The 19,837-nt window shown below is 63.9% G+C and carries 23 protein-coding genes; 17 read left to right on the forward strand and 6 right to left on the reverse strand.

All coding sequences use genetic code 11. The annotated features are described in order from the left end of the window. The first annotated feature begins 38 nt into the window (after positions 1 to 38). Positions 39 to 1,028 (forward strand): ATP-binding cassette domain-containing protein, encoded by a 990-nt coding sequence (locus RIF85_RS02660; protein ID WP_309070362.1) that lies wholly within the window; start codon positions 39 to 41, stop codon positions 1,026 to 1,028. Then, positions 1,025 to 1,858, forward strand: coding sequence for an ABC transporter permease (locus RIF85_RS02665; protein ID WP_309070363.1), 834 nt, complete (start codon positions 1,025 to 1,027; stop codon positions 1,856 to 1,858). The genes RIF85_RS02660 and RIF85_RS02665 overlap by 4 nt, the downstream gene beginning before the upstream one ends. 61 nt (positions 1,859 to 1,919) lie before the next feature. Here the strand turns inward: RIF85_RS02665 and RIF85_RS02670 are convergent, their stop codons facing one another. Together RIF85_RS02670 and RIF85_RS02675 are read right to left on the reverse strand one after the other, a co-directional pair. Further along, positions 1,920 to 2,546 carry a response regulator transcription factor gene (locus RIF85_RS02670; protein ID WP_309070364.1) on the reverse strand — a complete coding sequence of 209 codons (627 nt, stop codon included), beginning with the start codon at positions 2,544 to 2,546 and terminating at the stop codon, positions 1,920 to 1,922. Next, positions 2,543 to 3,685, reverse strand: coding sequence for a sensor histidine kinase (locus RIF85_RS02675; RefSeq protein ID WP_309070365.1), 1,143 nt, complete (start codon positions 3,683 to 3,685; stop codon positions 2,543 to 2,545). The genes RIF85_RS02670 and RIF85_RS02675 overlap by 4 nt, the downstream gene beginning before the upstream one ends. 189 nt (positions 3,686 to 3,874) lie before the next feature. Here RIF85_RS02675 and RIF85_RS02680 point away from each other — a divergent pair, with 189 nt between their 5' ends. The 12 genes from RIF85_RS02680 to dnaB all read left to right on the forward strand — a co-directional run bounded on the left by RIF85_RS02680 (position 3,875) and on the right by dnaB (position 14,814). After that, positions 3,875 to 4,492 (forward strand): heme-binding protein, encoded by a 618-nt coding sequence (locus RIF85_RS02680; RefSeq protein WP_309070366.1) that lies wholly within the window; start codon positions 3,875 to 3,877, stop codon positions 4,490 to 4,492. 223 nt (positions 4,493 to 4,715) lie between these two features. Next, a complete protein-coding gene (locus RIF85_RS02685; protein WP_309070367.1) occupies positions 4,716 to 5,702 on the forward strand; it encodes a hypothetical protein in 987 nt (328 codons plus the stop codon). A gap of 124 nt (positions 5,703 to 5,826) precedes the next feature. Next, the gene (locus RIF85_RS02690) at positions 5,827 to 6,786 is read left to right on the forward strand and encodes an ABC transporter ATP-binding protein (protein WP_309070368.1); all 960 of its coding nucleotides are present in this window, start codon (positions 5,827 to 5,829) and stop codon (positions 6,784 to 6,786) included. Between the two features lie 2 nt (positions 6,787 to 6,788). Beyond that, complete coding sequence (locus RIF85_RS02695) at positions 6,789 to 7,679, forward strand: ABC transporter permease subunit (RefSeq protein ID WP_309070369.1); 891 nt, start codon at positions 6,789 to 6,791, stop codon at positions 7,677 to 7,679. Positions 7,680 to 7,713: 34 nt separating this feature from the next. Next, a complete protein-coding gene (locus RIF85_RS02700) occupies positions 7,714 to 8,970 on the forward strand; it encodes a sensor histidine kinase (protein ID WP_309070370.1) in 1,257 nt (418 codons plus the stop codon). Beyond that, on the forward strand, positions 8,967 to 9,650 hold the full coding sequence (locus tag RIF85_RS02705; protein ID WP_309070371.1) for a response regulator transcription factor: 684 nt from the start codon (positions 8,967 to 8,969) through the stop codon (positions 9,648 to 9,650). The genes RIF85_RS02700 and RIF85_RS02705 overlap by 4 nt, the downstream gene beginning before the upstream one ends. Before the next feature lie 27 nt (positions 9,651 to 9,677). Beyond that, on the forward strand, positions 9,678 to 10,958 hold the full coding sequence (locus RIF85_RS02710; RefSeq protein ID WP_309070372.1) for a M18 family aminopeptidase: 1,281 nt from the start codon (positions 9,678 to 9,680) through the stop codon (positions 10,956 to 10,958). 178 nt (positions 10,959 to 11,136) lie between these two features. After that, positions 11,137 to 11,442 (forward strand): 30S ribosomal protein S6, encoded by a 306-nt coding sequence (gene rpsF, locus RIF85_RS02715; RefSeq protein ID WP_309070373.1) that lies wholly within the window; start codon positions 11,137 to 11,139, stop codon positions 11,440 to 11,442. A gap of 53 nt (positions 11,443 to 11,495) precedes the next feature. Next, entirely contained in the window at positions 11,496 to 12,044 is a 549-nt protein-coding gene (locus RIF85_RS02720; protein ID WP_309070374.1) for a single-stranded DNA-binding protein, read from the forward strand. Positions 12,045 to 12,144: 100 nt separating this feature from the next. After that, complete coding sequence (rpsR, locus tag RIF85_RS02725; RefSeq protein ID WP_005273147.1) at positions 12,145 to 12,384, forward strand: 30S ribosomal protein S18; 240 nt, start codon at positions 12,145 to 12,147, stop codon at positions 12,382 to 12,384. Positions 12,385 to 12,399: 15 nt separating this feature from the next. Then, positions 12,400 to 12,849, forward strand: a complete 450-nt coding sequence (rplI, locus tag RIF85_RS02730; RefSeq protein WP_309070375.1) for a 50S ribosomal protein L9 — start codon at positions 12,400 to 12,402, stop codon at positions 12,847 to 12,849. A gap of 588 nt (positions 12,850 to 13,437) precedes the next feature. Continuing rightward, on the forward strand, positions 13,438 to 14,814 hold the full coding sequence (dnaB, locus tag RIF85_RS02735) for a replicative DNA helicase (protein ID WP_309070376.1): 1,377 nt from the start codon (positions 13,438 to 13,440) through the stop codon (positions 14,812 to 14,814). 13 nt (positions 14,815 to 14,827) lie between these two features. Here the strand turns inward: dnaB and RIF85_RS02740 are convergent, their stop codons facing one another. Then, entirely contained in the window at positions 14,828 to 15,397 is a 570-nt protein-coding gene (locus tag RIF85_RS02740) for an MOSC domain-containing protein (RefSeq protein ID WP_309070377.1), read from the reverse strand. Positions 15,398 to 15,500: 103 nt separating this feature from the next. Between RIF85_RS02740 and RIF85_RS02745 the strand changes: the two genes are divergently transcribed. Beyond that, entirely contained in the window at positions 15,501 to 16,700 is a 1,200-nt protein-coding gene (locus RIF85_RS02745; protein ID WP_309070378.1) for a CHAD domain-containing protein, read from the forward strand. Here RIF85_RS02745 and RIF85_RS02750 read toward each other — a convergent pair. Further along, positions 16,697 to 16,984, reverse strand: coding sequence for a ubiquitin-like small modifier protein 1 (locus RIF85_RS02750; RefSeq protein WP_309070379.1), 288 nt, complete (start codon positions 16,982 to 16,984; stop codon positions 16,697 to 16,699). The two genes, RIF85_RS02745 and RIF85_RS02750, sit on opposite strands and share 4 nt — an antisense overlap. After that, entirely contained in the window at positions 16,981 to 18,090 is a 1,110-nt protein-coding gene (locus RIF85_RS02755; protein ID WP_309070380.1) for an exo-alpha-sialidase, read from the reverse strand. Before RIF85_RS02755 ends, RIF85_RS02750 begins: the two co-directional genes overlap by 4 nt. A 184-nt stretch (positions 18,091 to 18,274) precedes the next feature. Between RIF85_RS02755 and RIF85_RS02760 the strand changes: the two genes are divergently transcribed. Next, on the forward strand, positions 18,275 to 19,153 hold the full coding sequence (locus tag RIF85_RS02760; protein ID WP_309070381.1) for a DUF4031 domain-containing protein: 879 nt from the start codon (positions 18,275 to 18,277) through the stop codon (positions 19,151 to 19,153). Here RIF85_RS02760 and RIF85_RS02765 read toward each other — a convergent pair. Further along, positions 19,140 to 19,574, reverse strand: a complete 435-nt coding sequence (locus RIF85_RS02765; protein ID WP_309070382.1) for a GNAT family N-acetyltransferase — start codon at positions 19,572 to 19,574, stop codon at positions 19,140 to 19,142. The two genes, RIF85_RS02760 and RIF85_RS02765, sit on opposite strands and share 14 nt — an antisense overlap. A gap of 6 nt (positions 19,575 to 19,580) precedes the next feature. Here RIF85_RS02765 and RIF85_RS02770 point away from each other — a divergent pair. Beyond that, positions 19,581 to 19,837 (forward strand): helix-turn-helix domain-containing protein (locus RIF85_RS02770; protein ID WP_309070383.1); only part of this gene is annotated, 257 nt, incomplete at its 3' end.

Genomic DNA, 19,837 nt, shown 5'->3' on the forward strand with positions numbered 1-19,837 from the left:
TGCTTCACCCTCCCTTGCCCCGAACTTAGGTTTGACCCATGACAATCATCCAGGCCGAAGGTCTGAAGAAAACGTACAAATCAAAGAGCGGACCGGTGCATGCACTCGCCGGTCTCAACCTTTCAGTTCCCCAGGGAACGGTGAAGGCCCTGCTCGGTCCTAACGGAGCAGGAAAGACCACCGCGGTCAAGGTGCTGACCACCCTCATCAAGCCCGATGAGGGGTCGGCGCACATTGACGGCATCGATGTCGTCCGCAATCCGAAGGCGGCTCGGAGAATCATTGGAGCATCCGGTCAGTATGCGGCGGTCGATGAAAACCTCACGGGGTTTGAGAACCTGGAAATGGTGGGCAGGCTGTATCACCTGGGGGCCAAAACCGCGCGGAAGCGGGCACAGGAACTCATCGAGCAGTTCGAGTTGACCGAGGCGGGAAACCGTCCGGTCAAAGGCTTCTCCGGTGGTATGCGCCGTCGGATTGACCTTGCCGGTGCCCTGGTTATCAACCCGAAGATCCTGTTCCTTGACGAGCCGACCACGGGTTTGGACCCGCGCAGCCGGCTCGCGCTGTGGGAAATCATCACGAAGCTCGTCAATGACGGCACCACCCTCCTGCTGACCACCCAGTATCTGGAGGAGGCCGACCACCTGTCGGACGACATCGCGGTGATCGACGGCGGCAAGGTCATCGCCGAGGGCACGTCGGACGAGCTGAAGGCCCAGATCGGCGGTCACAGGGTAGTGGTAACTCTTGTCGACGAGGCCGACGCCGGAGCCGCACGCGACATCTTGGCACGCCACGGCGACGGCACGCCCCTCGTGAACGACCGCACAGTGGAGGTGTCCGTCGTCGAGGGCCCACGCGCGCTGCAGTACGTGCTGTCCGATCTGGGGCAGGCGAACATCAGGCTGCATGATGCCGGGATGCGCAGACCCACACTAGACGACGTCTTCCTCACGCTCACCGGCCACAAAGCCGAAGACGAGAAGACCCGGAAGATTGACGCTGAATTGGAGAATGCACAATGACCGCGGTCACCCAACCCGCCTATGGGAGCGTAGGGTCTCCATTGACTCAGCTGATCTCTGATGGGTGGATCGCCACCCGCAGGAACCTGATCAAGATCAAGCGGGTCCCGGAGATCCTCGTCTTCACCATTCTCCAGCCGATCATGTTCGTTCTGCTCTTCAGCCAGGTGTACGCCGGTGCCATGAACGTGCCCGACTACGTGAACTTCCTGATGGCGGGTATCTTCGCGCAGACCGTCATCTTCGGTTCCACCTTCTCTGGTGCTGCCATGGCTCAGGACCTGAAGGACGGCATCATCGACCGCTTCCGGACGCTGCCCATGAGCCCTGCAGCGGTACTGATCGGCAGGACCAACGGAGACCTCGTCATCAACAGCATCTCCATGCTGATCATGATGGGAACGGGCTGGCTGGTTGGATGGCGCGTGACCACGTCTTTCTGGGGCTTCCTGGGCGGCGTCGCGATCCTCCTCCTCTTCTCCTATTCCTTCAGTTGGGTCATGGCACTCCTGGGAATGAGTGTGCGCAGCCCGGAGGTCATCAACAACGCGTCCTTCATGATCCTGTTCCCGCTGACTTTCATTTCCAACGCCTTCGTTCCGATCCACACCATGCCGGAGGTACTGAAGAACATTGCGGAATGGAACCCCGTATCCGCCCTTGTCGAGTCGGCGCGGATGCTGTTTGGGAACACTAACCCGGAATTCCCCGAGCCCACCGCGTGGACCCTCCAGAACCCGATCATCACTGTGATCGTCGGAATTGTCGTGATGCTCACCATCTTCGTCCCGCTCTCGGTGAAGAAGTTCAAGTCAATCAGTTCCCGCTAGGACCTAGGCACGACGACGGCGGCATCCACGTGTCGCCGTCGTCGTTTCCCGGCGGCACATCTCAGGGACGGTGCCGCACCCAACCGCGGCGGCCCGCTTCCGCGATGGCAGCAGAGCGGGTCTCCACACCCAGCTTGCGGTAGATGTGCAGGAGATGGGTCTTGACCGTGGTTTCGCTGACGTAGAGCTTCCGGCCCAACTCACGGTTGCTCAGCCCTGCGGCCAACAGTTCCAGGATCTCCGCTTCTCGCGGAGTCAATGCGCCTTCGGGTTGTTGCATCCGCTTCAGAAGGACGGACGCCACCGGCGCGGACAGCGCTGCCTGACCCTGGGCGGCAGCCCGGATTGCGGCGTACAGTTCCTCCGGCGTCGAATCCTTGAGCAGATAACCCGTGGCGCCGGCGTCGATGACGCGGACAATGTCGGCGTCAGAGTCATAGGTGGTGAAGACGAGGATACGTATGCCGGGAGCGTCGGCTGTTATTCGCCGCGTTGCTTCGATGCCGTCCATTCCTGCACCGATGGCGAGATCCATGAGGACCACGTCGGGCTGCAGGGCCAGGGCCTGGCGTACGCCGTCTGCTCCGTTGGCGGCTTCGCCCACTACTTCGATATCGGACTGCGTCCCGAGGATGGCGCGTAGTCCGGCGCGCACAACGTCGTGATCGTCGATCAGCAGAATCCTCATGAGGGGTCATCCTGCCGCGGCAGCCACGCTGTGATCACTGTGCCGTCGCCGGGTGAACTCTCCACGGAAAACGTGCCGTTGAGTTGCTCCGCACGCTGGCGCATCGCGCGTAGTCCGTAGCCGTGGTGTTCAGCGGCCGGATCAAAGCCCCTGCCGTTATCGAACAAATCGAGGCTGATACCGTCCGGAACATACGTCAGGGTGAGTACCGCCGTGTCGGCGCCCGAGTGCAGCCTCACGTTCGCCGCTGCGCTCTGGGCTATGCGGAGGAGGGCATGATTGATCTCCGGGCGGAGGTCATACTCCTCTCCCGTGACGGTGACCTGAAGACCCGGCACCTCAGCTGTAGCGGACCGCAGCGCCTCGGCAAGCGTCCGGTTACTGAGTTGCGGGGAGGTGAGGTTGTGTACCAGGCTGCGTGCCTCCATCAGACTGCCGCGGACGGATGCCGTGGCCTTTCCCAGATGTGACCGCGACGACGACGGCGCGACGTCCCACAGCTGGTCTGCTGCTTCCAGAAGCAGCACCGACTGGGTCAGATCCTGAGTGACTGTGTCGTGGATTTCGCGGGCGAGCCGTTCACGTTCGGCCAGTGCGCCCTCGCGCTGCTTGCTGGTGCTGAGTTCCGCCTGCGCCTCGGTGAGCTCATCGAGAAGTTTCTTTCGTGCGAGGCTTTCCTGCTCAACCCTGTTGTACACGGCCAGCATGAGTACAGCCACAGCCACCGGCCCGACGATGAGGGTGATGTCCAGGCCGCCGGTGAGGCGTGCCAGAGCGATCATCATCACCGCGACAACCACTATCAGGGAGAGACGGGCCGCCCATCCCTTGAGGAGATGCCGGCACACGAAGAACAGGGGAAAGGCGCACCAGAGGAAGCTCGGTGCGATATAGGCGACGATTCCCCACAACAGCAACACCGCGAAAAGCCAGCCAACGGCCGTTCGACCCGTCGATAGAAAAATGCTCCCTGCGGCATATAGAACAACGAGGAGAACGGACAGGGCCAGCAGAACCACCCACTCGCCGTCCAGCCCGTGTGACAGCAGGTACCGCACCGCGGACGTTATCAGGAGCAGGTAGAAACCGGCATGCATCCACATCAGAACGGTGGCCCTGCCGGGCAACTGCAAGGTCATGGGGGGCCGATCGGTAGCGGGAACTTCTTGGATTTTAGCCTGCGGAGAATTCAACTGCCCTCGTCCAAAGGTAGGAGACGGACCTGACTGTAGGTCGTACCCAAAGGTGGTCAAACAGGGGATGTACCGATGTGTCCAGCAGCGGGACACTGGAGGTCCAGTCAGCGTCCCGACCAGTCAAGGAGTGTCATGTCCAATACTCATCTTCCCCGCGCGTCCTTCGCCTTCCTCTCGGCGGCGGCGCTTGCCGCAGCCCTCGTCTCGTGTTCGTCACCCGACACGGACACCGCCGAGCCGGCCGCAGAGGTGACCTCGGAGTCTGCAGCTCCTGCAACCGAGTCTGCTCCCGCCGAGTCCGCACCGGCTGAGTCGTCCGGTGAGGCCGTGCTCACCATGCCGCGGCTTAGCATTCAGGCAGCCACGGAAGCCGCTCAGGCTGCTCTCGCGCAGTGCCAGGAGGACAATCTCGGATTCGTATCAGTCGCGGTAGTCGACCGGTTCGGTCAGGTACAGGCCATGCTGCGGGGAGACAACGCCGGTGAGCACACCATGGAATCGGCACGGTTGAAGGGTTATACCGCCGCAGCCTTCGGCTCGAATACCTCCGAACTCACGGAACGCGCTGCAGGAGACGGTGCCACGATCCGCGACATTCCGGGCACCCTGTTCCTTGCGGGGGGCGTGAGCGTGAAGGCCGGGGAGGCGTCCATCGCCGGCATTGGAGTCGGCGGTGCCCCGTCGGGCGAGGCGGATGAGGCATGCGCCCAAGCGGGTCTTGATGCCATCGCGGACTCCCTTGCAGGCTAGGTTTGCCGGGCTGGCCTGGACGGCGTTCCTGCTGCTCAGTGTCGGCTGCACCGGCCCGGCGCCCCCCGGGCCGCCACCAACGACGACGCCGGTCGCCTCCCCAACCGCGTCGCCTACTTCGCCCGTGTCACCGTCGTCCGCAGCGTCACCGTCGTCTGCAGCGTCACCGCCGGCGCCAGCGACGACTGACGGGCCTGAAGAGGCGCCACCGGAGCCGTCGATCGTGCTTGCAACCCAGGCATCGGGAGACTCCCTCGCCTTCGTGGACCCGGCCGATCCCGCGAATCCCCTCGTGGCAAGTGTCGTGGTCGGGCAGGCACCGTGGGACGTGTTCGTCGCGGGGGGACAGGCGTTCGTCTCCACAGCGGAAGGCGTGGCGGTAGTCGATCTGGACGATCGGCGTCGTACTGGGTTGATCCCGTACGCAAACCCGGCGGGCCGTATCGAGTATGGGGAGTACCGGGCCGGCGGTACCGGCCTCGTAGCCAGCGCCGACGGCGCGTTTGTCTACGTGGCCGTGCTGCGGGCGGACGGTACCTCCGTGCTGGAGAAGATGGATGTCACGGCCGGCAGGACCGTGGATTCAGTGGAGGTGGGGCTGCGTCCTTTCGACGTCCTGCTATCGGGGGACGGTGCCCAGTTGTACACAATCGACCATGATTCCTTCTCCGTACACGTGGTCGACGCCGAGTCCCTCGCAGCACGCCGGATCGAGGTGGCGCCGTTCGGGATTCAAGGCGGATTAGCCTCCTGGGAAAAACCCCACTACGCAGCCATCGACGATGCGGGCAACCTTCTCCTGCCATACCAGGGCCTTGCGCTCGCCGTCGTCAATCCCGCTTCGGGCGCCGTGACGGTGGAGAAGATGACCGCGAACTCCCATCAGCACGGCACGGCCATCGTGGAGGACACGCTGCTGGTCATAGGGACGGGAGCGTTCGGCAACTCGACAGGCACGCCGAATTTCACCGTGCGTGACCTCGCGACGGATGCCGAAGAGATAGTGCCGCTAAAGCGGCTGCACGAAACAGTAGCGCCGTGGGTTCATCCGGAGACCGGCAGGCGTTATGCACTCCTCTCCGGCGGCTACACACGGGACGGGTTTTGGGACGGCATCACCGTCATCGACCTGGAGACATTCGAGCAGCAGGAGCTTGCAGTGCCGGGCAGGCCGCAGGCGCTCGCCGTCGTGCCCTCCGGACAGCCCTAGCAGGGGTCATCCTTTCGACGTAGTGGGTTCGGCGCAGAATCATCCCCCCGGTCGGCGCCGCGAACGGCAAAGCTTCGTAGGGTTGAAGTAGTCCAAAAATCCCCCTTCCCCAAGGATGCCCATCATGATTGAGGCAGCAGAACTGTCCAAACGCTACGGCGCCAAGACAGCAGTAGACGGTATTTCCTTCAGCGTTAAGCCGGGACAAGTGACAGGTTTCCTCGGACCCAACGGCGCCGGCAAGTCAACGACCATGCGCATGATCGTCGGGCTCGACAACCCGTCGGGCGGCGACGTACGGGTCAACGGAAAGCACTACGCACAGCACTCAGCGCCGCTGCGTGAGGTCGGCGCGCTGCTCGACGCCAAGGCTGTCCACACCAAGCGCACCGCGTATAACCACCTCCGTGCCATGGCGGCTACCCACGGCATTCCGAACAGCCGGGTCAAGGAGGTCATCGAAATGACCGGCCTGGGTCCCGTTGCGAAGAAGCGAGTAGGCGGGTTCTCCCTGGGCATGGGCCAGCGGCTCGGTATCGCTTGCGCCCTCCTCGGGGATCCGCATACGGTCATCCTCGACGAACCCGTCAACGGGCTGGATCCGGAAGGCGTCCAGTGGGTTCGTCACCTGGCGAAGGGGCTCGCCTCTGAAGGCCGCACGGTGTTCCTCTCGTCCCACCTGATGTCGGAGATGGCGCTCACCGCGGACCACCTCATCGTGATCGGCCGGGGCCGGATCATTGCGGATGCCCCGATCAAGGAAATCCTGGCCGGCCACGGTCAGACCCGCGCACGCGTCCGCACCGACCGCCCGGCGGACCTTATCCGGGCGCTTGCCGCGGACGGCGTTTCGAGCCAGCAGTTCGAATCTGACCTTCTGGAGATCACCGGGGCCGACTCCCGCCGCATCGCTGAGGTCGCCCTCAACCATCAGATCCTCGTCTACGAACTGACGCCGCTTCAGGCCTCGCTCGAGGACGCGTATATGCAGCTCACCTCCGACGAGGTCGAGTACCACTCACACACTCTTCCGCAGGCCGGCGTCACTGCCGGTGGCGGAGCCGGCCTTCAGGAAGGCAAGTAGCCATGGCACACACCGCCACCGCACCGAGCCCGCAGGGGACCACCAGCCACCGCCGACCGACTTCAGGATCCGGCGTCAATTTCGCTCGCGTCCTCAAGTCCGAGTGGATCAAGGTGACCACAGTTCCGTCCACGATGATCCTGCTATCCATCACGCTGGTCGTGATGATCGGACTGTCCGCGCTCTTCGCATGGTCAATGGCAACAAGTCAGGCCTCCGCTGAGTCATTCACGTCTTCCGACCCGGAAATCGCGGCTCAGCTCGCCGCGACCGACTACGGCGAGATGGCGCTGACCGCACCCAGTGCCGGCATCATCTTCGGCCAGCTCCTGATTGCCTCGCTCGCCGTTGTGCTGATCGCATCGGAATGGGGGACGGGGATGATCCGGTCGACGATGGTCGCCGTGCCCAAGCGAATTCCGGCTCTGCTCGCGAAGAACCTCATCATCGCCGCCATCGCCTTCGTGGTGGGCGCAGGTGCAGCCTTCATCTCCTACTTCGTGGCGCAGCCGCTCCTCGCACCCGAGGACATCGACTTCGCAATCACCACCGACGGCGTCCTGCTCAGCATCGTCAACACCGGTTCCGTACTCGCGCTGATGGCCGTAATCGCCATGTCAATCGGCGCCCTCCTGCGCAACACCGCCGGCGGCGTCGTGACGGCAATCGGCCTGCTGATGGTGCTGCCCATCATCGTCCAGATCTTCTCCGGCCTCGCGGACTGGATCCCCGACGCAGCCCGGTTCCTGCCCAGCAGCGCCGGTGAGGCGATGGTGGCCGTCACCACCGTGGAAGACGGCCTGACTCAGTGGCAGGGCGCTCTGGTGCTCGGCGGCTGGGCCCTTGTACTCCTGGTCCTCTCGCTCATCGTCACCAAGAAGCGGGACGTCTAGCGGGCTGAAGAAGCACACCCAATAAGCTCACTCCATGAGTGAAAAAGCCTTGGTGAAGGAGACGTCGGAGCGAACGGCCGCCGTCTCCTTCACCGAGATCAATGCACGACGACTCGGACCCATCCGCCGGTACTTCCGGTCGCATCCGCGGATGATGGATGCCGTCGTCGTTTTCCTGTTTCTCCTGGCCAGCCTGCCCAATGTCGTCCTGCCTGTTGAAGGCGCCCCGGGTTGGTGGGCCGCCCTACCCATTTGTGCAGCAGCACTCGTCCTGTTCTTCCGCCGCATCACGCCGCGGACAGTACTGGTAGCACTGTGCGTCATCGAACCGGTCGCCCTGCTCTACTCGGATGCCCGCTCCACCGTCGGCATCGGAATCTGGTTTGCGTTATATGCCGTCTCGGTTGCGTTTCAGCTGCGCACGGCGATCGGGGCCTTTGCCCTCGCGCTTGTCGCCTCGGTTCTGCCGCTCGCCTTCATCCCCGACATCGTCCCCGGAGAAGCTCCCTACCTGGTGTGGGTCATCATGGGCTTCGCTGTCATGTGGTACGTCGTGGCCGTCGGCGTCGGCGTGACCATCCGCCGGGAAAGGCTCCATGAGAATGAACTGCGTGAGTGGGCGGAGCGGAACGCCGAACTCGCCTCCGCCAATGAACGGAACCGGATTGCCCGGGAGATGCATGACGTGGTTGCCCACTCGCTTTCCGTGATGATTGCACTGTCCGACGGCGCCGCCGTCGTCATGAAGCGCGATCAAGACCGTGCGCGCGACGTGCTGAGCGAACTCTCGGCCACTGGGCGTACCGCGCTCGCGGACATGCGGAGGGTCCTCGGCGTCCTTCGGGAAGGACCCGACTCCGCGCCGTTGGCACCGTTGCCCGCGGGCGGTTCACTGGCGGGGCTTCTCGAGGGATTCCGCGCCGCCGGGCTGCCCATCCGCGTGCAACTCAGCGGACCCGGGCTGCCGGAAGATGCTGCGTTCCAGATGACCATCCACCGAATCATCCAGGAGTCGCTCACCAATGTGCTGCGCTACGCCAAAGCCGTGACAACGGTTGACGTGCTGATCGCGCGGTTGGGCTCCACCGTGAGGGTGCGCGTCTCCGATGACGGCCGGGGCGCCATGGACCCTGTGCCGTCGGTCGGCACCGGTCAGGGAATCGCCGGCATGCGGGAACGGGCGGCCATCTACGGCGGGACGGTAACCTGCGGACCCGGACCGTCCGGCGGCTGGATCGTCACCGCTGAACTACAGATTCCACAAGAGAACCGTCAGGAGAAGTCTGCGTGAGTGAACCGATAAGAGTCCTCCTGGTGGACGACCAGCCGCTCCTCCGAATGGGTTTCCGGCTCATCCTTGAGGGCGAGGAGGACATGCATATCGTCGGGGAAGCGTCCGATGGCGCCGAGGGGGTGCGGTTGACCGAGCGGCTGAAGCCCGACGTCGTCCTCATGGACGTGCGGATGCCAACTATGGACGGCATCGAGGCGACCAGACGCATCACTGACTCGGGCAGCTGTGCCCGGATCATCATCCTGACGACCTTCGATCTTGACGAGTACGCGTTCGCCGGCCTGCGGGCCGGGGCCTCGGCCTTTCTTCTCAAGGACGTTGCACCGAACGAGCTCGTGCACGCAGTGCGGGTGGTTGCCAGCGGGGACGCCGTCGTCGCGCCCAGGGTCACCCAGCGCCTCCTCGAGGAATATGTGCGCTCCCAGCCGAGCGCGCCGAAAACTCCGCGGGACCCGTTGCTGCAGGATCTGACCCCGCGTGAGCTCGAGGTCCTCGGCGCAATTGCCGAGGGCCTGTCCAATGCCGAGCTGGCGCACCGGTTCTTCCTCTCGGAAGCCACCGTGAAGACACACGTCCGCCGGATCCTCACCAAACTGCACCTGCGCGACCGCGTCCAGGCCGTTGTCTACGCCTACGAGACCGGCCTGGTGACGCCGAGCCAGGGACTCGATTTCTGACCCGCTGCGGCTTGTAGGCTTGCAGTCATGACTGCCGCTCATGCTCACATTGCCGATCTTGGCGCCTACGTCAGCGCTTCGCCGTCGAGTTTCCACGCAGCTCATGAAGGCGGTGCCCGACTGCGGACTGCCGGATTCACCCAACTGCACGAGGGTGATGCCTGGGACGGTGGACCGGGCCGGTATTTCGTCGTCCGTGACGGCGCCCTGATCGCATGGGTTGTTCCGTCGACGGCAACCGAGACCACCGGGTTCCACATACTGGGAGCACACACTGACTCGCCCTCTTTCAAGCTGAAGCCGAAGCCGACCACCGGACGCCACGGTTGGCTGCAGGCCGGCGTCGAAATCTACGGCGGTCCGCTGCTCAACTCGTGGCTGGACCGCGAGTTGGCACTCGCCGGGCGGCTCGTGACGCACGACGGCGTCGAGCACCTCGTGCACACCGGGCCGCTCCTGCGCTTCCCCCAGCTCGCCATACACCTCGACCGTGCCGTCAATGATGGCCTGAAGCTGGACAAGCAGCAGCACATGAACCCCGTGTGGGGCCTTGGCGATCCCGGGCGGGCTGACCTCCTGCAGCTCCTGGCCGTGGACGCCGACGTGGAGGCAGCGGATGTCGGCGGGTTCGACGTCGTCATCGCCGACACCCAGCAACCGCGGGTGTTCGGCGCGGAAGGCGAGTTCTTCGCCTCCGGTCGGCTCGATAACCTCTCCTCGGTACACGCCGGGCTCACCGCACTCATCCACGCGACGAAGGACGACGCCGGGAACGCACCGATCGCGGTGCTGGCCGCCTTCGATCACGAGGAGGTGGGCAGCGGTTCGCGCTCGGGGGCGAGCGGGCCGTTCCTGGAGGACATCCTGCACCGGATCTCGGCGGGGCTGGGCGCAAGTGAAGAGCAGCGGCGGCGCTCTTTCGCGGCCTCATTCTGTGTCTCCGCTGACGCGGGCCACGCCGTCCATCCCAATTACGCCGAACGCCACGACCCCGCAAATCATCCCGTCCTGAACGGTGGACCGCTGCTGAAGATCAACGCTAACCAGCGGTACACCACTGATGCTCCCGGCGCAGCCTATTGGGCCCGGTTGTGCCGCGACGCAGATGCTCCGTACCAGGAGTTTGTGTCCAACAACGTGATGCCGTGCGGGTCGACCATCGGACCGCTGACAGCGACCCGACTGGGCATCCGGACGGTCGACGTCGGAGTTCCGTTGCTGTCAATGCACTCCGCCCGCGAACTGTGCGGCGTGGAGGATCCCTACCAGCTGACCCGCGTTGCGCGGCGCTTCTTCACTGTTGCCTAAGCTGTAGTGCTTATCCACAGGCGGTTCGGTGACCCGTTTACAGTCCGGTAGTATTGATAAGTCCGTGCCGACGTGGAGCCGCTGGAAGTAAAGCGGTAACAGCTGCACGGGTCAACGCAAAAGAACCTCCTGTTGCGGAAGGACCGCGACCGTTTAGCCCAGAGGAGGTGGGTTCACAATGCGTGCATATGAACTGATGGTAATCATCGACCCCGATGTCGAGGAACGTACCGTTGAGCCAACACTTGAGAAGTTCCTGAACGTTGTACGCAACGGCGAAGGCACTGTAGACAAGGTGGACATCTGGGGACGTCGCCGCTTGGCCTACGACATCAAGAAGAAGTCCGAGGGCATTTACGCCGTCGTCAACTTCACCGCTACCCCGGCTATCGCAGCTGAACTTGACCGCCAGCTTGGTCTGAACGAGACCATCATGCGCACCAAGATCATCCGCCCCGAGGAGCAGAAGGTTTCTGCCGAGTAGTTTCGGCTTTCAACCACGTCCACCCCGGTGGACCAGTGACCGTAGGAGGCACCATGGCAGGCGAGACCACAATCACGGTCGTCGGTAATCTCACCAGCGACCCGGAACTTCGTTTCACCCCGTCAGGCTCCGCAGTGGCTAATTTCACCATTGCATCGACGCCGCGGACCTTCGACCGTCAGTCCAACGAATGGAAGGACGGCGAAACGCTGTTCCTCCGGGCGTCGGTCTGGCGTGAAGCGGCTGAGAACGTCGCGGAGACCCTCACCAAGGGAACCCGCGTTGTTGCACAGGGCCGCCTCAAGTCACGCTCGTATGAAACCAAGGAAGGCGAGAAGCGCACCGTCATGGAGCTGGAGGTGGACGAAATCGGTCCATCCCTGCGCTACGCATCCGCCAAGGTAAGCCGTACCCAGCGCTCCGGCGGTGGCGGCGGCTTCGGTGGGGGAGACAGCGGCGGCTTCGGCGGCGGCGGCTCCAACCAGGGTTGGGGAGGCGGCGGCCAGCAGAGCCAGCCGGCTCAGGACCCCTGGGGTGCACCGGCCGGCGGTAACTCGTCCGGTTGGGGCAGCGGCCCGGATTCGTCCGAACCGCCCTTCTAGACCTTCCACGAAGCGTCGCCGCAGCGGCGTCGTCTTCACCACGTAATTCCCATCCCGCAGAACCGTTCTGCGGGCTCCACCAGACATAAGGAGCACCACGATGGCTAAGGCTGAACTTCGTAAGCCCAAACCAAAGTCCAACCCCTTGAAGGCCGCTGACGTCACCGTCATCGACTACAAGGACGTAGCACTGCTGCGTAAGTTCATTTCCGACCGCGGAAAGATCCGTGCGCGCCGCGTTACCGGCGTGACCGTGCAGGAACAGCGCAAAATCGCCCAGGCAATCAAGAACGCCCGCGAAGTTGCACTCCTGCCTTACTCCGGCGCAGGCCGCGGCTAAGGAAAGGAACACACCATGGCAAAGCTTATTCTGACCCAGGAAGTCACCGGTCTCGGAACCGCAGGCGACGTCGTCGAGGTGAAGAACGGTTACGCACGTAACTACCTTCTGCCCCGCGGTTTCGCTCTGACCTGGACCAAGGGTGGCGAGAAGCAGGTGGAGTCCATCAAGGCTGCACGTACTGCTCGCGAGCACGCATCCCTCGAGGACGCCCAGCGCCAGGCTGCTGCCCTCCAGGCAAAGCCGGTCAAGCTGACCGTCAAGGCCGGCGAGTCCGGCCGCCTCTTCGGAACCGTAAAGGCCGAAGATGTCGCAAAGGCTGTCGAGGCCGCTGGCCTCGGCTCCATCGACAAGCGCAAGGTCGAACTGCCGGCCCACATCAAGTCGACCGGCAGCTACCAGGCGAACGTCCGTCTCCACGAGGATGTTGCCGCTGTTATCGACCTGGATGTCGTAGCCAGCTAGATCAGTTTCGCTCAGGGAAGGCCCTGCTCCTTTGGAGCGGGGCCTTTCGCGTGTACTGATGCCGAAGGGCGCATCGGTGCGCATGCCCGTCCCCGTATATGTCCGGGCCACCATCAGGGCCTGAGAATAAACGGCCGTCACGGCGCTGCCCACCCATCCCCCGCACATATACCCAGCTAGCTGTGGAGTTGTGGATATTGGGTGCATAAAGGGCCGGCCGTAGGGCCAAATTCACCTTCTGTCAACACGGAACCAGCGGGTGAATGTTGGGCTCAGAAAGTTTTTCTCCACAGGCTGTTCGGAACGTCTTGCCTAGTCAAACCGCTGTTGTGAGCGGGCGACGGAGTAAATCCACATAGATATCCCCAGCCTCTGCACACAACACGCCGAACAATTACCCACTTATGCACACCCCCTGTGGATAACTTGCTTGGCAGGGTGGCGCTTGGGCACTAGCGTTACGGGGTATCCCATCCCGCGCAAGGCTGTCGGTGGCGGCTGGTACCTATGGTTATTCAGCTCGGATCCATCGCCCCCAAGGGCTTGGGAACGGGATTTGGGGAAGTTTCGGGAAGGAAGGCCGCACTAGTGTCTTTGACTCATGCGGATACATCAGAAGATACTCGCTCCCCGGAATTCTCCCGGACACCACCGCAGGACCTGGTGGCGGAGCAGTCCGTCCTCGGCGGCATGATGCTTTCCAAAGACGCCATCGCAGACTGCGTCGAGGTACTGCGTGGAGTGGACTTCTACCGCCCGGCCCACGAGAGCATCTACGAGGCCATCATTGACCTGTATGGTCGCGGGGAGCCGGCTGACGCCGTCACCGTCTCGGATGAGCTAACCAAACGTGGCGAGATTTCACGGATCGGCGGCCCGGCTTACCTGCACACGCTGATCCAGTCGGTTCCCACCGCAGCCAACGCGGGCTTCTACGCGGAGATCGTCCGTGAGCGCGCCGTCCTGCGTCGCCTGGTGGACGCCGGGACCAAAATCGTTCAGCTCGGCTACTCCAATGACGGGGAGGTCGATGACATCGTCAACGCTGCCCAGGCTGAGGTTTATGCGGTTGCCGAGCGGCGTACGGCTGAAGACTATGTGCCCCTGAAGGACATCATCGAGGGCACGGTGGATGAGATCGAATCTGCCGGCCATCGCGGGGAGGGGATGACCGGCGTACCCACGGGGTTCTACGAATTCGACGAGCTCACCCAGGGCCTTCACGGCGGGCAGATGATCGTCATAGCTGCGCGACCAGCCATGGGTAAGTCAACATTCGCACTCGACTGGGCCCGGTCGGCTGCGATCAAGCACAACATGACCACAGTGTTCTTCTCCCTCGAAATGGGCCGGAATGAGATCGCTATGCGCCTGTTGTCCGCCGAGGCCACGATCGGGCTGCAGGACCTCCGTAAGGGCACGGTCAAAGACGAGCAGTGGGGCAAGATCGCCACCACCATGGGCCGCATGAACGACGCCCCGCTCTTCATCGATGACAGCCCGAACATGTCCCTCATGGAGATTCGTGCCAAATGCCGTCGCTTGAAGCAGAGGCACGATCTCAAGCTGGTTGTCCTTGATTACCTGCAACTGATGTCCTCAGGTAAGCGCGTTGAGTCGAGGCAGCAGGAAGTCTCCGAGTTCTCACGAGCGCTGAAACTGTTGGCCAAGGAACTGAACGTCCCCGTCGTCGCCCTGTCACAGCTGAACCGTGGCTCGGAGCAGCGTACTGACAAGCGGCCCATGGTGTCTGACCTTCGTGAATCCGGATCGATCGAGCAGGACGCTGACATGGTCATCCTGCTCCACCGTGACGACGTCTACGACAAGGAGTCGCCACGCGCCGGTGAGGCGGATGTCATCGTTGCGAAGCACCGTAACGGACCTACCAAGACGCTTGTGGTCGGATTCCAGGGGCACTATTCGCGCTTCAACAACATGGCGGCTGACACCGGCGGGTTCTAACCAATTCAGTCCGTCAGGGCAATCGGCTCGGTTTGAGGCGGTGCGGCACGCCAGCCTGTGCCGGAACGAGTTCTACGGGGCTCACGAGCACGGCCGCGCCAGTATGCAAGGAACCGGTGGAGAGCGGCTGACATCGAACGCCACCGCGCCCGCGCATTGCCGCATGTGCTCCGGGGGCGAGCATCCTATCCATCCATACACACGGGTGGGCCGGCCTGCCACCCCTCAAAGTGACGCTGTCTCCGCCGGACTCCAGTGCGAACTCCTGCCCGATGAGCGGTGCCAGGTGTGCACCCCTCAGAATCACATTGCGGCGCGTCAGCAGGGGATCGAAGGGACCGGCTCCCAGTTCCGCTGCGATAGCTTCCAGGGCTTCGACCGGGAACAGGGTTACGGCCGCGTCCATGTGTGCGGCCTTTCCGAAGAACCTGTCACCCACGATGCCCTTGCCCGCTACTACATCGGCTTTGTCGGCGTCGAGGGTGCTGACCTCGGCAGCGCCGTCGCGGGCCCTGCCGAAGTAGGCGTGCTGCGGCGACACCAGCAGATGAAGTATTTCGACGTTGTACCGGTACTCGGACATGTACACAAACTAGCGGTTCACCGGGAGGAGGACCGCCATGGGGGATCGGGCAGCCTCTGCAGCAAGCCGCTGCGGAGACGGAAGCAACGTGCATGATGGACTCATGAGCGTCGAGGCGTCTGCAGCAGACCCCGCGGACACACCCTACGACACCGCAGGGAATGCACTCGGCCGTCGATCAGTGGAGTTGGTCCGACGCGTCCAGGATGATTCGGCCCGCTGGATCATCAGGCTGATGCTCGCCGGGCAGCACCATGAGGTGACTTTCGCCGGCCTGAAATCGCGGCCCCTGGATCTCCCGGTTGCCCTATCGCGTCACCTTGTCGGCTTCACCGGCGGTGAGGAGCTCGCACCGGTGCGACCGAGCGGCAGCTCGGGAGCTGCCGGCAGTACATCCCTCGCACAGCGCGCAGGAGCACCTGCGGCGTTGTCGGCCATGCTCCGGCATCTCTCGGACCAACTCCTCGTGGGAGACCTCGCCGTCCGGCTTGAACTGCCCGATGCCATTCACCAGCTACGCGTGACCTGCCGATCCCTGCGGGCCCTGCTGAAGGCCGCGGCACCGTTCCTGGAGCGCAGCCGCAGGCGGGAAGCTAGTCAGCGGCTGAAGACTCTCGCCAGGGTATGCGCACCGGCGCGTGATGCTGAGATCACGGCACAGTTGCTCACCATGGGCCTAGATTCACTTACCCCTGTGAACGAGGACCTGATCACCCATCTGCAGGAGCTTGCCTTCGCTCAATACACCGAGGGGTCCCGCGCTGTCAGGCAGGTCCTGCAGCAGAAAGAACACCATGATCTGTTGACGGAGATGAGCGCCTTCGCGCTGAATCCGCCGCTGACCGACAAGGTGACCGGCCTGACCGCCCGTCAACTTGCCAACAAACTCCTCCGACGAAGCCTGCGGGGCGTCCTGGAAAGCGCGGCTGAGCCGCCGGACCACGCCCTGTCTTCGGATGAGGCGGTGCTACAGCGCGCACACAACGTCCGCAAAGCCGCCAAAGCGGTCCGTTATGTTGCCTCGGTGCTGCACGGCGCGGGAATCAAGCCGCAGAAGGACCTACACAGGGCGGCGAAGACCAGCAAGCGGTACCAGCGTGAACTCGGCGCCATCATCGACTCCTGGGTGGTGCTCAGGTGGCTCTCGAGCACCGCAGACCGCCAGGCCGGTGAGGGTGACCGCTACGACCTGGGTCTGATCCAGGGAGTCGCGGCCGCCCGGTACCGGGACAGCCTCCGGCATTCCGGGGAACTGATCGACGAATTCCTCTCGCAACTGGCCGACGGCTCACCCGCGTCCTAGCCGCCGGCGACGGACTGGATGATCATCACCTCTGATCCGGGGGTGACGGATGTGGCAAGCCCGTCCACCCGGCGGACGTCCTCGCCGTCCACGTAGACGTTCACGTACCGGCGCAGTGCGCCTGTCTCGTCGCGGATGCGTCGCGCCAACACGGGCCTGCCCTCTGAGAGGGCGTCGAGTACGGCGGACACCGTCGCCGGTGCGTCGACCGGAACCTCGACGGCCGACCGGTCCTCGACCAGTGGCCGCAACAGCGTCGGGATGAGCACCGTCACTGCACTCATGGCGAGGGGACAGGTGCAGTAGCCCCGACGACGACGGCGGCACGTACGCACAGTACGTCCGGCAGGTGCGCTGCCACTTCCGTGAAGGTCTGGCCCTCGTCAGCGCTGGCGTAGACCGTTCCGCCGCGGGTGCCAAAGTAGACGCCGACTGGTTCTGCTGTGTCCACGCCTGCGGCGTCGCGCAACACGGCGTTGTATTCGCTGGAGGGTAGGCCGTTGTCGAGGCGGGTCCAGGTGGCTCCGGCGTCGTCTGTGCGGTGAACGGCAAGGCGCGCATCCGGTGGGATGCGCTCGCCGTCGGCCTTGAGCGGGATTACCCACGCTGTACCACCGCGCCGCGGGTGGGAGAGCATCACGAATCCGAAGTCCGCGGGCAGTCCGTCGGCGATCGATTCCCACGTTTCCGCACCGTCATCGGACCGGTAGACACCGTGGTGGTTCTGGGCATAGAGCCGCTCCGGGTTTTCCGAGTCGCGGGCGATCTTGTGAACGCACTGGCCGAACTCCGGATTCGGGTCAGGCATGAAGTAGGCCGAGATGCCCTTGTTGCGGGGTTCCCAGGACTGACCGCCGTCGATGGAGCGGTAGACGCCGCCGGTGCTCATGGCCACGTGGACGGTGTCGTCCACCGGGTGCGGTATGACGGTGTGAGCTGCCGCCCCGCCGAATCCGGCTCCCCATTCCGAGCGATGCGGGTGGTCCCATAGCCCCCGGTTGAGCTCGAAGTGCTGTCCGCCGTCGGTGGATTTCCACACCGAGATCGGTTCGCAGCCGGCCCAGACAACGCCGGGGCGGTCTTCGGAGTCCGGCTGCAACTGCCAGATCCGGCCAAGGGCGGTCTCGTCTGATTCGGCGAACTTGATGGCACCCTGCTCGGGTTCGGACCAGGTGGAGCCGAGATCGTCGGAGTAGACAACAGTTGGGCCCCAGTGCCAGTCCATCATCCCGACGAGGATTCTCGTCCTGCCGCCGCGCGTATCGATACCGATGCTCGGGATCTCCGACATCAGATGGTGAGGCTGGGACAGGGTCCAGTTCTGCCGGTCCGTGCTGGTAGCCAGCCACAGACCCTTTTTGGTGCCGATGGCAATGACGGTGGTTTCCATGAGTACTCGATTCACCGGAAGAGGAGTACGCGGCCGCCGTGGACACACCATCACATGACCGACCGCATGTGGACACTGTAAACAATGGCACAGCCGCCTTGGGCTGTACAGAGGTTTTTGAAGGAGAGGTCCCCTACAGTCCGGGCGCCGCTCGCCGGAACCGTAGGCCGATAAGCTTCTGCCCATGGCCGTGTACATTGATCCTCCCCTCTGGCCTGCGCACGGAACCGTTTTTTCCCACCTGATCTCGGATGCCTCGCTGGAGGAACTGCACGCTTTCGCAGCGGAAGCCGGCATCCCGGAGCGGGCCTTTGACCTTGACCACTACGACGTGCCCGCCCGCCGATACCGCCAACTCGTCACGCTCGGCGCACGGGAGGTCGACGGCGGCGCCCTGGTTCGTATCCTCATCGCGAGCGGATTGCGGGTTCCCGCACGACGAAGGCCTGCCAAAATCCAGCAAGCCCTGCAGGCTCGCTGGGAGCAAACCCTGCCCGGTGCGCAGCGGCTGGGGTCAGAGCTCCTGAGCCGGTGGTCTGAGCCGCACCGTCGCTATCACACGCCCGAGCACCTGCTCGATGTGCTGGAAGCGCTGGACCTCCTCTTCACCGAGAACGACGACGCCGACACCCGCCTTCAGGTCCGGCTCGCCGCCTGGTTCCACGACGCAGTGTATGCGGGCGAGGCCGGGAGGGACGAGGAAGCGTCCGCCGCGCTCGCGCAGGCCCGCCTTGCACGCCACCTCGAGCAGCCCGCCGAGGTTCAACGGCTGGTGTTACTCACCGCCACCCACGCGCCAGGCCAAGGGGACCGGCCCGGGGAACTGCTGTGCGACGCTGATCTTTCCGTGCTGGGCCGTCCGCCGGGCGGATACCGGCGCTACCTGTCAGCCGTCCGCCAGGAGTACGCCCATGTGCCGGACGAGGACTTCGCCCGCGGTAGGGCCGCCGTCGTCGACCGTCTGCGGTGCCTTGACCCGCTGTACCGGACAGGGGAGGGGCAGCGGCTATGGGCGGACCAGGCCCAGCAGAACCTGCGGGCTGAGGCCCTTACGCTGCGCTGAGGGGAGGCAGGGTGCAGCGGTAGCGTAAACGTCCGGGCCATCTCGGGTCGGGAGGGGCGGTCTCGACGGTGAAGCCGAGCCGGTGGTAGAAGCCGGCGGCGTCATCGTCGGTTTCCGCGATGAGGGGCATCCCCGGATCCTCGGCCCTGATGAACCGGATGAGAGCAGTTCCCGCGCCGCGTCCGCGGTGGGAAGCACGGACCGCAAGGTACTCCAGCATATTCGCCCTACCGTGAGCACGGTAGCTTGCGAATGCGACAGGTTCCGCGTCCTCAAGCACGCCTATGGTCGCCATCACCGGAAGAACGTCTGCAATCAAACGGTGCAGCTCCTGATCCTCCTGCCCGGCCGCGTCCCGCAGTAGGGCGACGAATGCCTTGGTGCGCAGGGAATCGTCAGGAAGAGCTTCGATCCGGTGCATGAGATCATGGTGGCACATCTTGTTTACAGTGTTTACATTCGGCGGGAGCTGCACAGTTTGGTCGCCGAGCAGCAAGGAGGTGGGGTGTCGCACCGGAAGCGCAATACCTATCGTCACGGCGACCTTCACCGCGCGTTGGTAGCAGCTGGCACTGACCTTGCCCGGGAAGGCGGGCCGTCCGCCGTCGTACTTCGTGAAGTGACGCGCCGCACCGGGGTGACACCGAATGCTGCCTACCGGCACTTCGCCGACAAGCGGGCCCT

It is taken from the genome of Arthrobacter sp., assembly GCF_031179385.1.
Taxonomy (GTDB): Bacteria; Actinomycetota; Actinomycetes; order Actinomycetales; family Micrococcaceae; genus Arthrobacter_D.

What these genes read in the sequence shown, in the direction of transcription:
- RIF85_RS02750 (WP_309070379.1), bottom strand. Translation starts at nt 16,984, where the DNA reads ATGAGTGCAGTGACGGTGCTCATCCCGACGCTGTTGCGGCCACTGGTC.
- RIF85_RS02660 (WP_309070362.1), top strand. Translation starts at nt 39, where the DNA reads ATGACAATCATCCAGGCCGAAGGTCTGAAGAAAACGTACAAATCAAAG.
- RIF85_RS02695 (WP_309070369.1), top strand. Translation starts at nt 6,789, where the DNA reads ATGGCACACACCGCCACCGCACCGAGCCCGCAGGGGACCACCAGCCAC.
- RIF85_RS02700 (WP_309070370.1), top strand. Translation starts at nt 7,714, where the DNA reads ATGAGTGAAAAAGCCTTGGTGAAGGAGACGTCGGAGCGAACGGCCGCC.
- rpsF (WP_309070373.1), top strand. Translation starts at nt 11,137, where the DNA reads ATGCGTGCATATGAACTGATGGTAATCATCGACCCCGATGTCGAGGAA.
- RIF85_RS02745 (WP_309070378.1), top strand. Translation starts at nt 15,501, where the DNA reads ATGAGCGTCGAGGCGTCTGCAGCAGACCCCGCGGACACACCCTACGAC.
- RIF85_RS02710 (WP_309070372.1), top strand. Translation starts at nt 9,678, where the DNA reads ATGACTGCCGCTCATGCTCACATTGCCGATCTTGGCGCCTACGTCAGC.
- RIF85_RS02765 (WP_309070382.1), bottom strand. Translation starts at nt 19,574, where the DNA reads ATGCACCGGATCGAAGCTCTTCCTGACGATTCCCTGCGCACCAAGGCA.
- rpsR (WP_005273147.1), top strand. Translation starts at nt 12,145, where the DNA reads ATGGCTAAGGCTGAACTTCGTAAGCCCAAACCAAAGTCCAACCCCTTG.
- RIF85_RS02740 (WP_309070377.1), bottom strand. Translation starts at nt 15,397, where the DNA reads ATGTCCGAGTACCGGTACAACGTCGAAATACTTCATCTGCTGGTGTCG.
- RIF85_RS02690 (WP_309070368.1), top strand. Translation starts at nt 5,827, where the DNA reads ATGATTGAGGCAGCAGAACTGTCCAAACGCTACGGCGCCAAGACAGCA.
- RIF85_RS02680 (WP_309070366.1), top strand. Translation starts at nt 3,875, where the DNA reads ATGTCCAATACTCATCTTCCCCGCGCGTCCTTCGCCTTCCTCTCGGCG.
- RIF85_RS02720 (WP_309070374.1), top strand. Translation starts at nt 11,496, where the DNA reads ATGGCAGGCGAGACCACAATCACGGTCGTCGGTAATCTCACCAGCGAC.
- RIF85_RS02755 (WP_309070380.1), bottom strand. Translation starts at nt 18,090, where the DNA reads ATGGAAACCACCGTCATTGCCATCGGCACCAAAAAGGGTCTGTGGCTG.
- RIF85_RS02670 (WP_309070364.1), bottom strand. Translation starts at nt 2,546, where the DNA reads ATGAGGATTCTGCTGATCGACGATCACGACGTTGTGCGCGCCGGACTA.
- rplI (WP_309070375.1), top strand. Translation starts at nt 12,400, where the DNA reads ATGGCAAAGCTTATTCTGACCCAGGAAGTCACCGGTCTCGGAACCGCA.
- RIF85_RS02675 (WP_309070365.1), bottom strand. Translation starts at nt 3,685, where the DNA reads ATGACCTTGCAGTTGCCCGGCAGGGCCACCGTTCTGATGTGGATGCAT.
- RIF85_RS02665 (WP_309070363.1), top strand. Translation starts at nt 1,025, where the DNA reads ATGACCGCGGTCACCCAACCCGCCTATGGGAGCGTAGGGTCTCCATTG.
- RIF85_RS02760 (WP_309070381.1), top strand. Translation starts at nt 18,275, where the DNA reads ATGGCCGTGTACATTGATCCTCCCCTCTGGCCTGCGCACGGAACCGTT.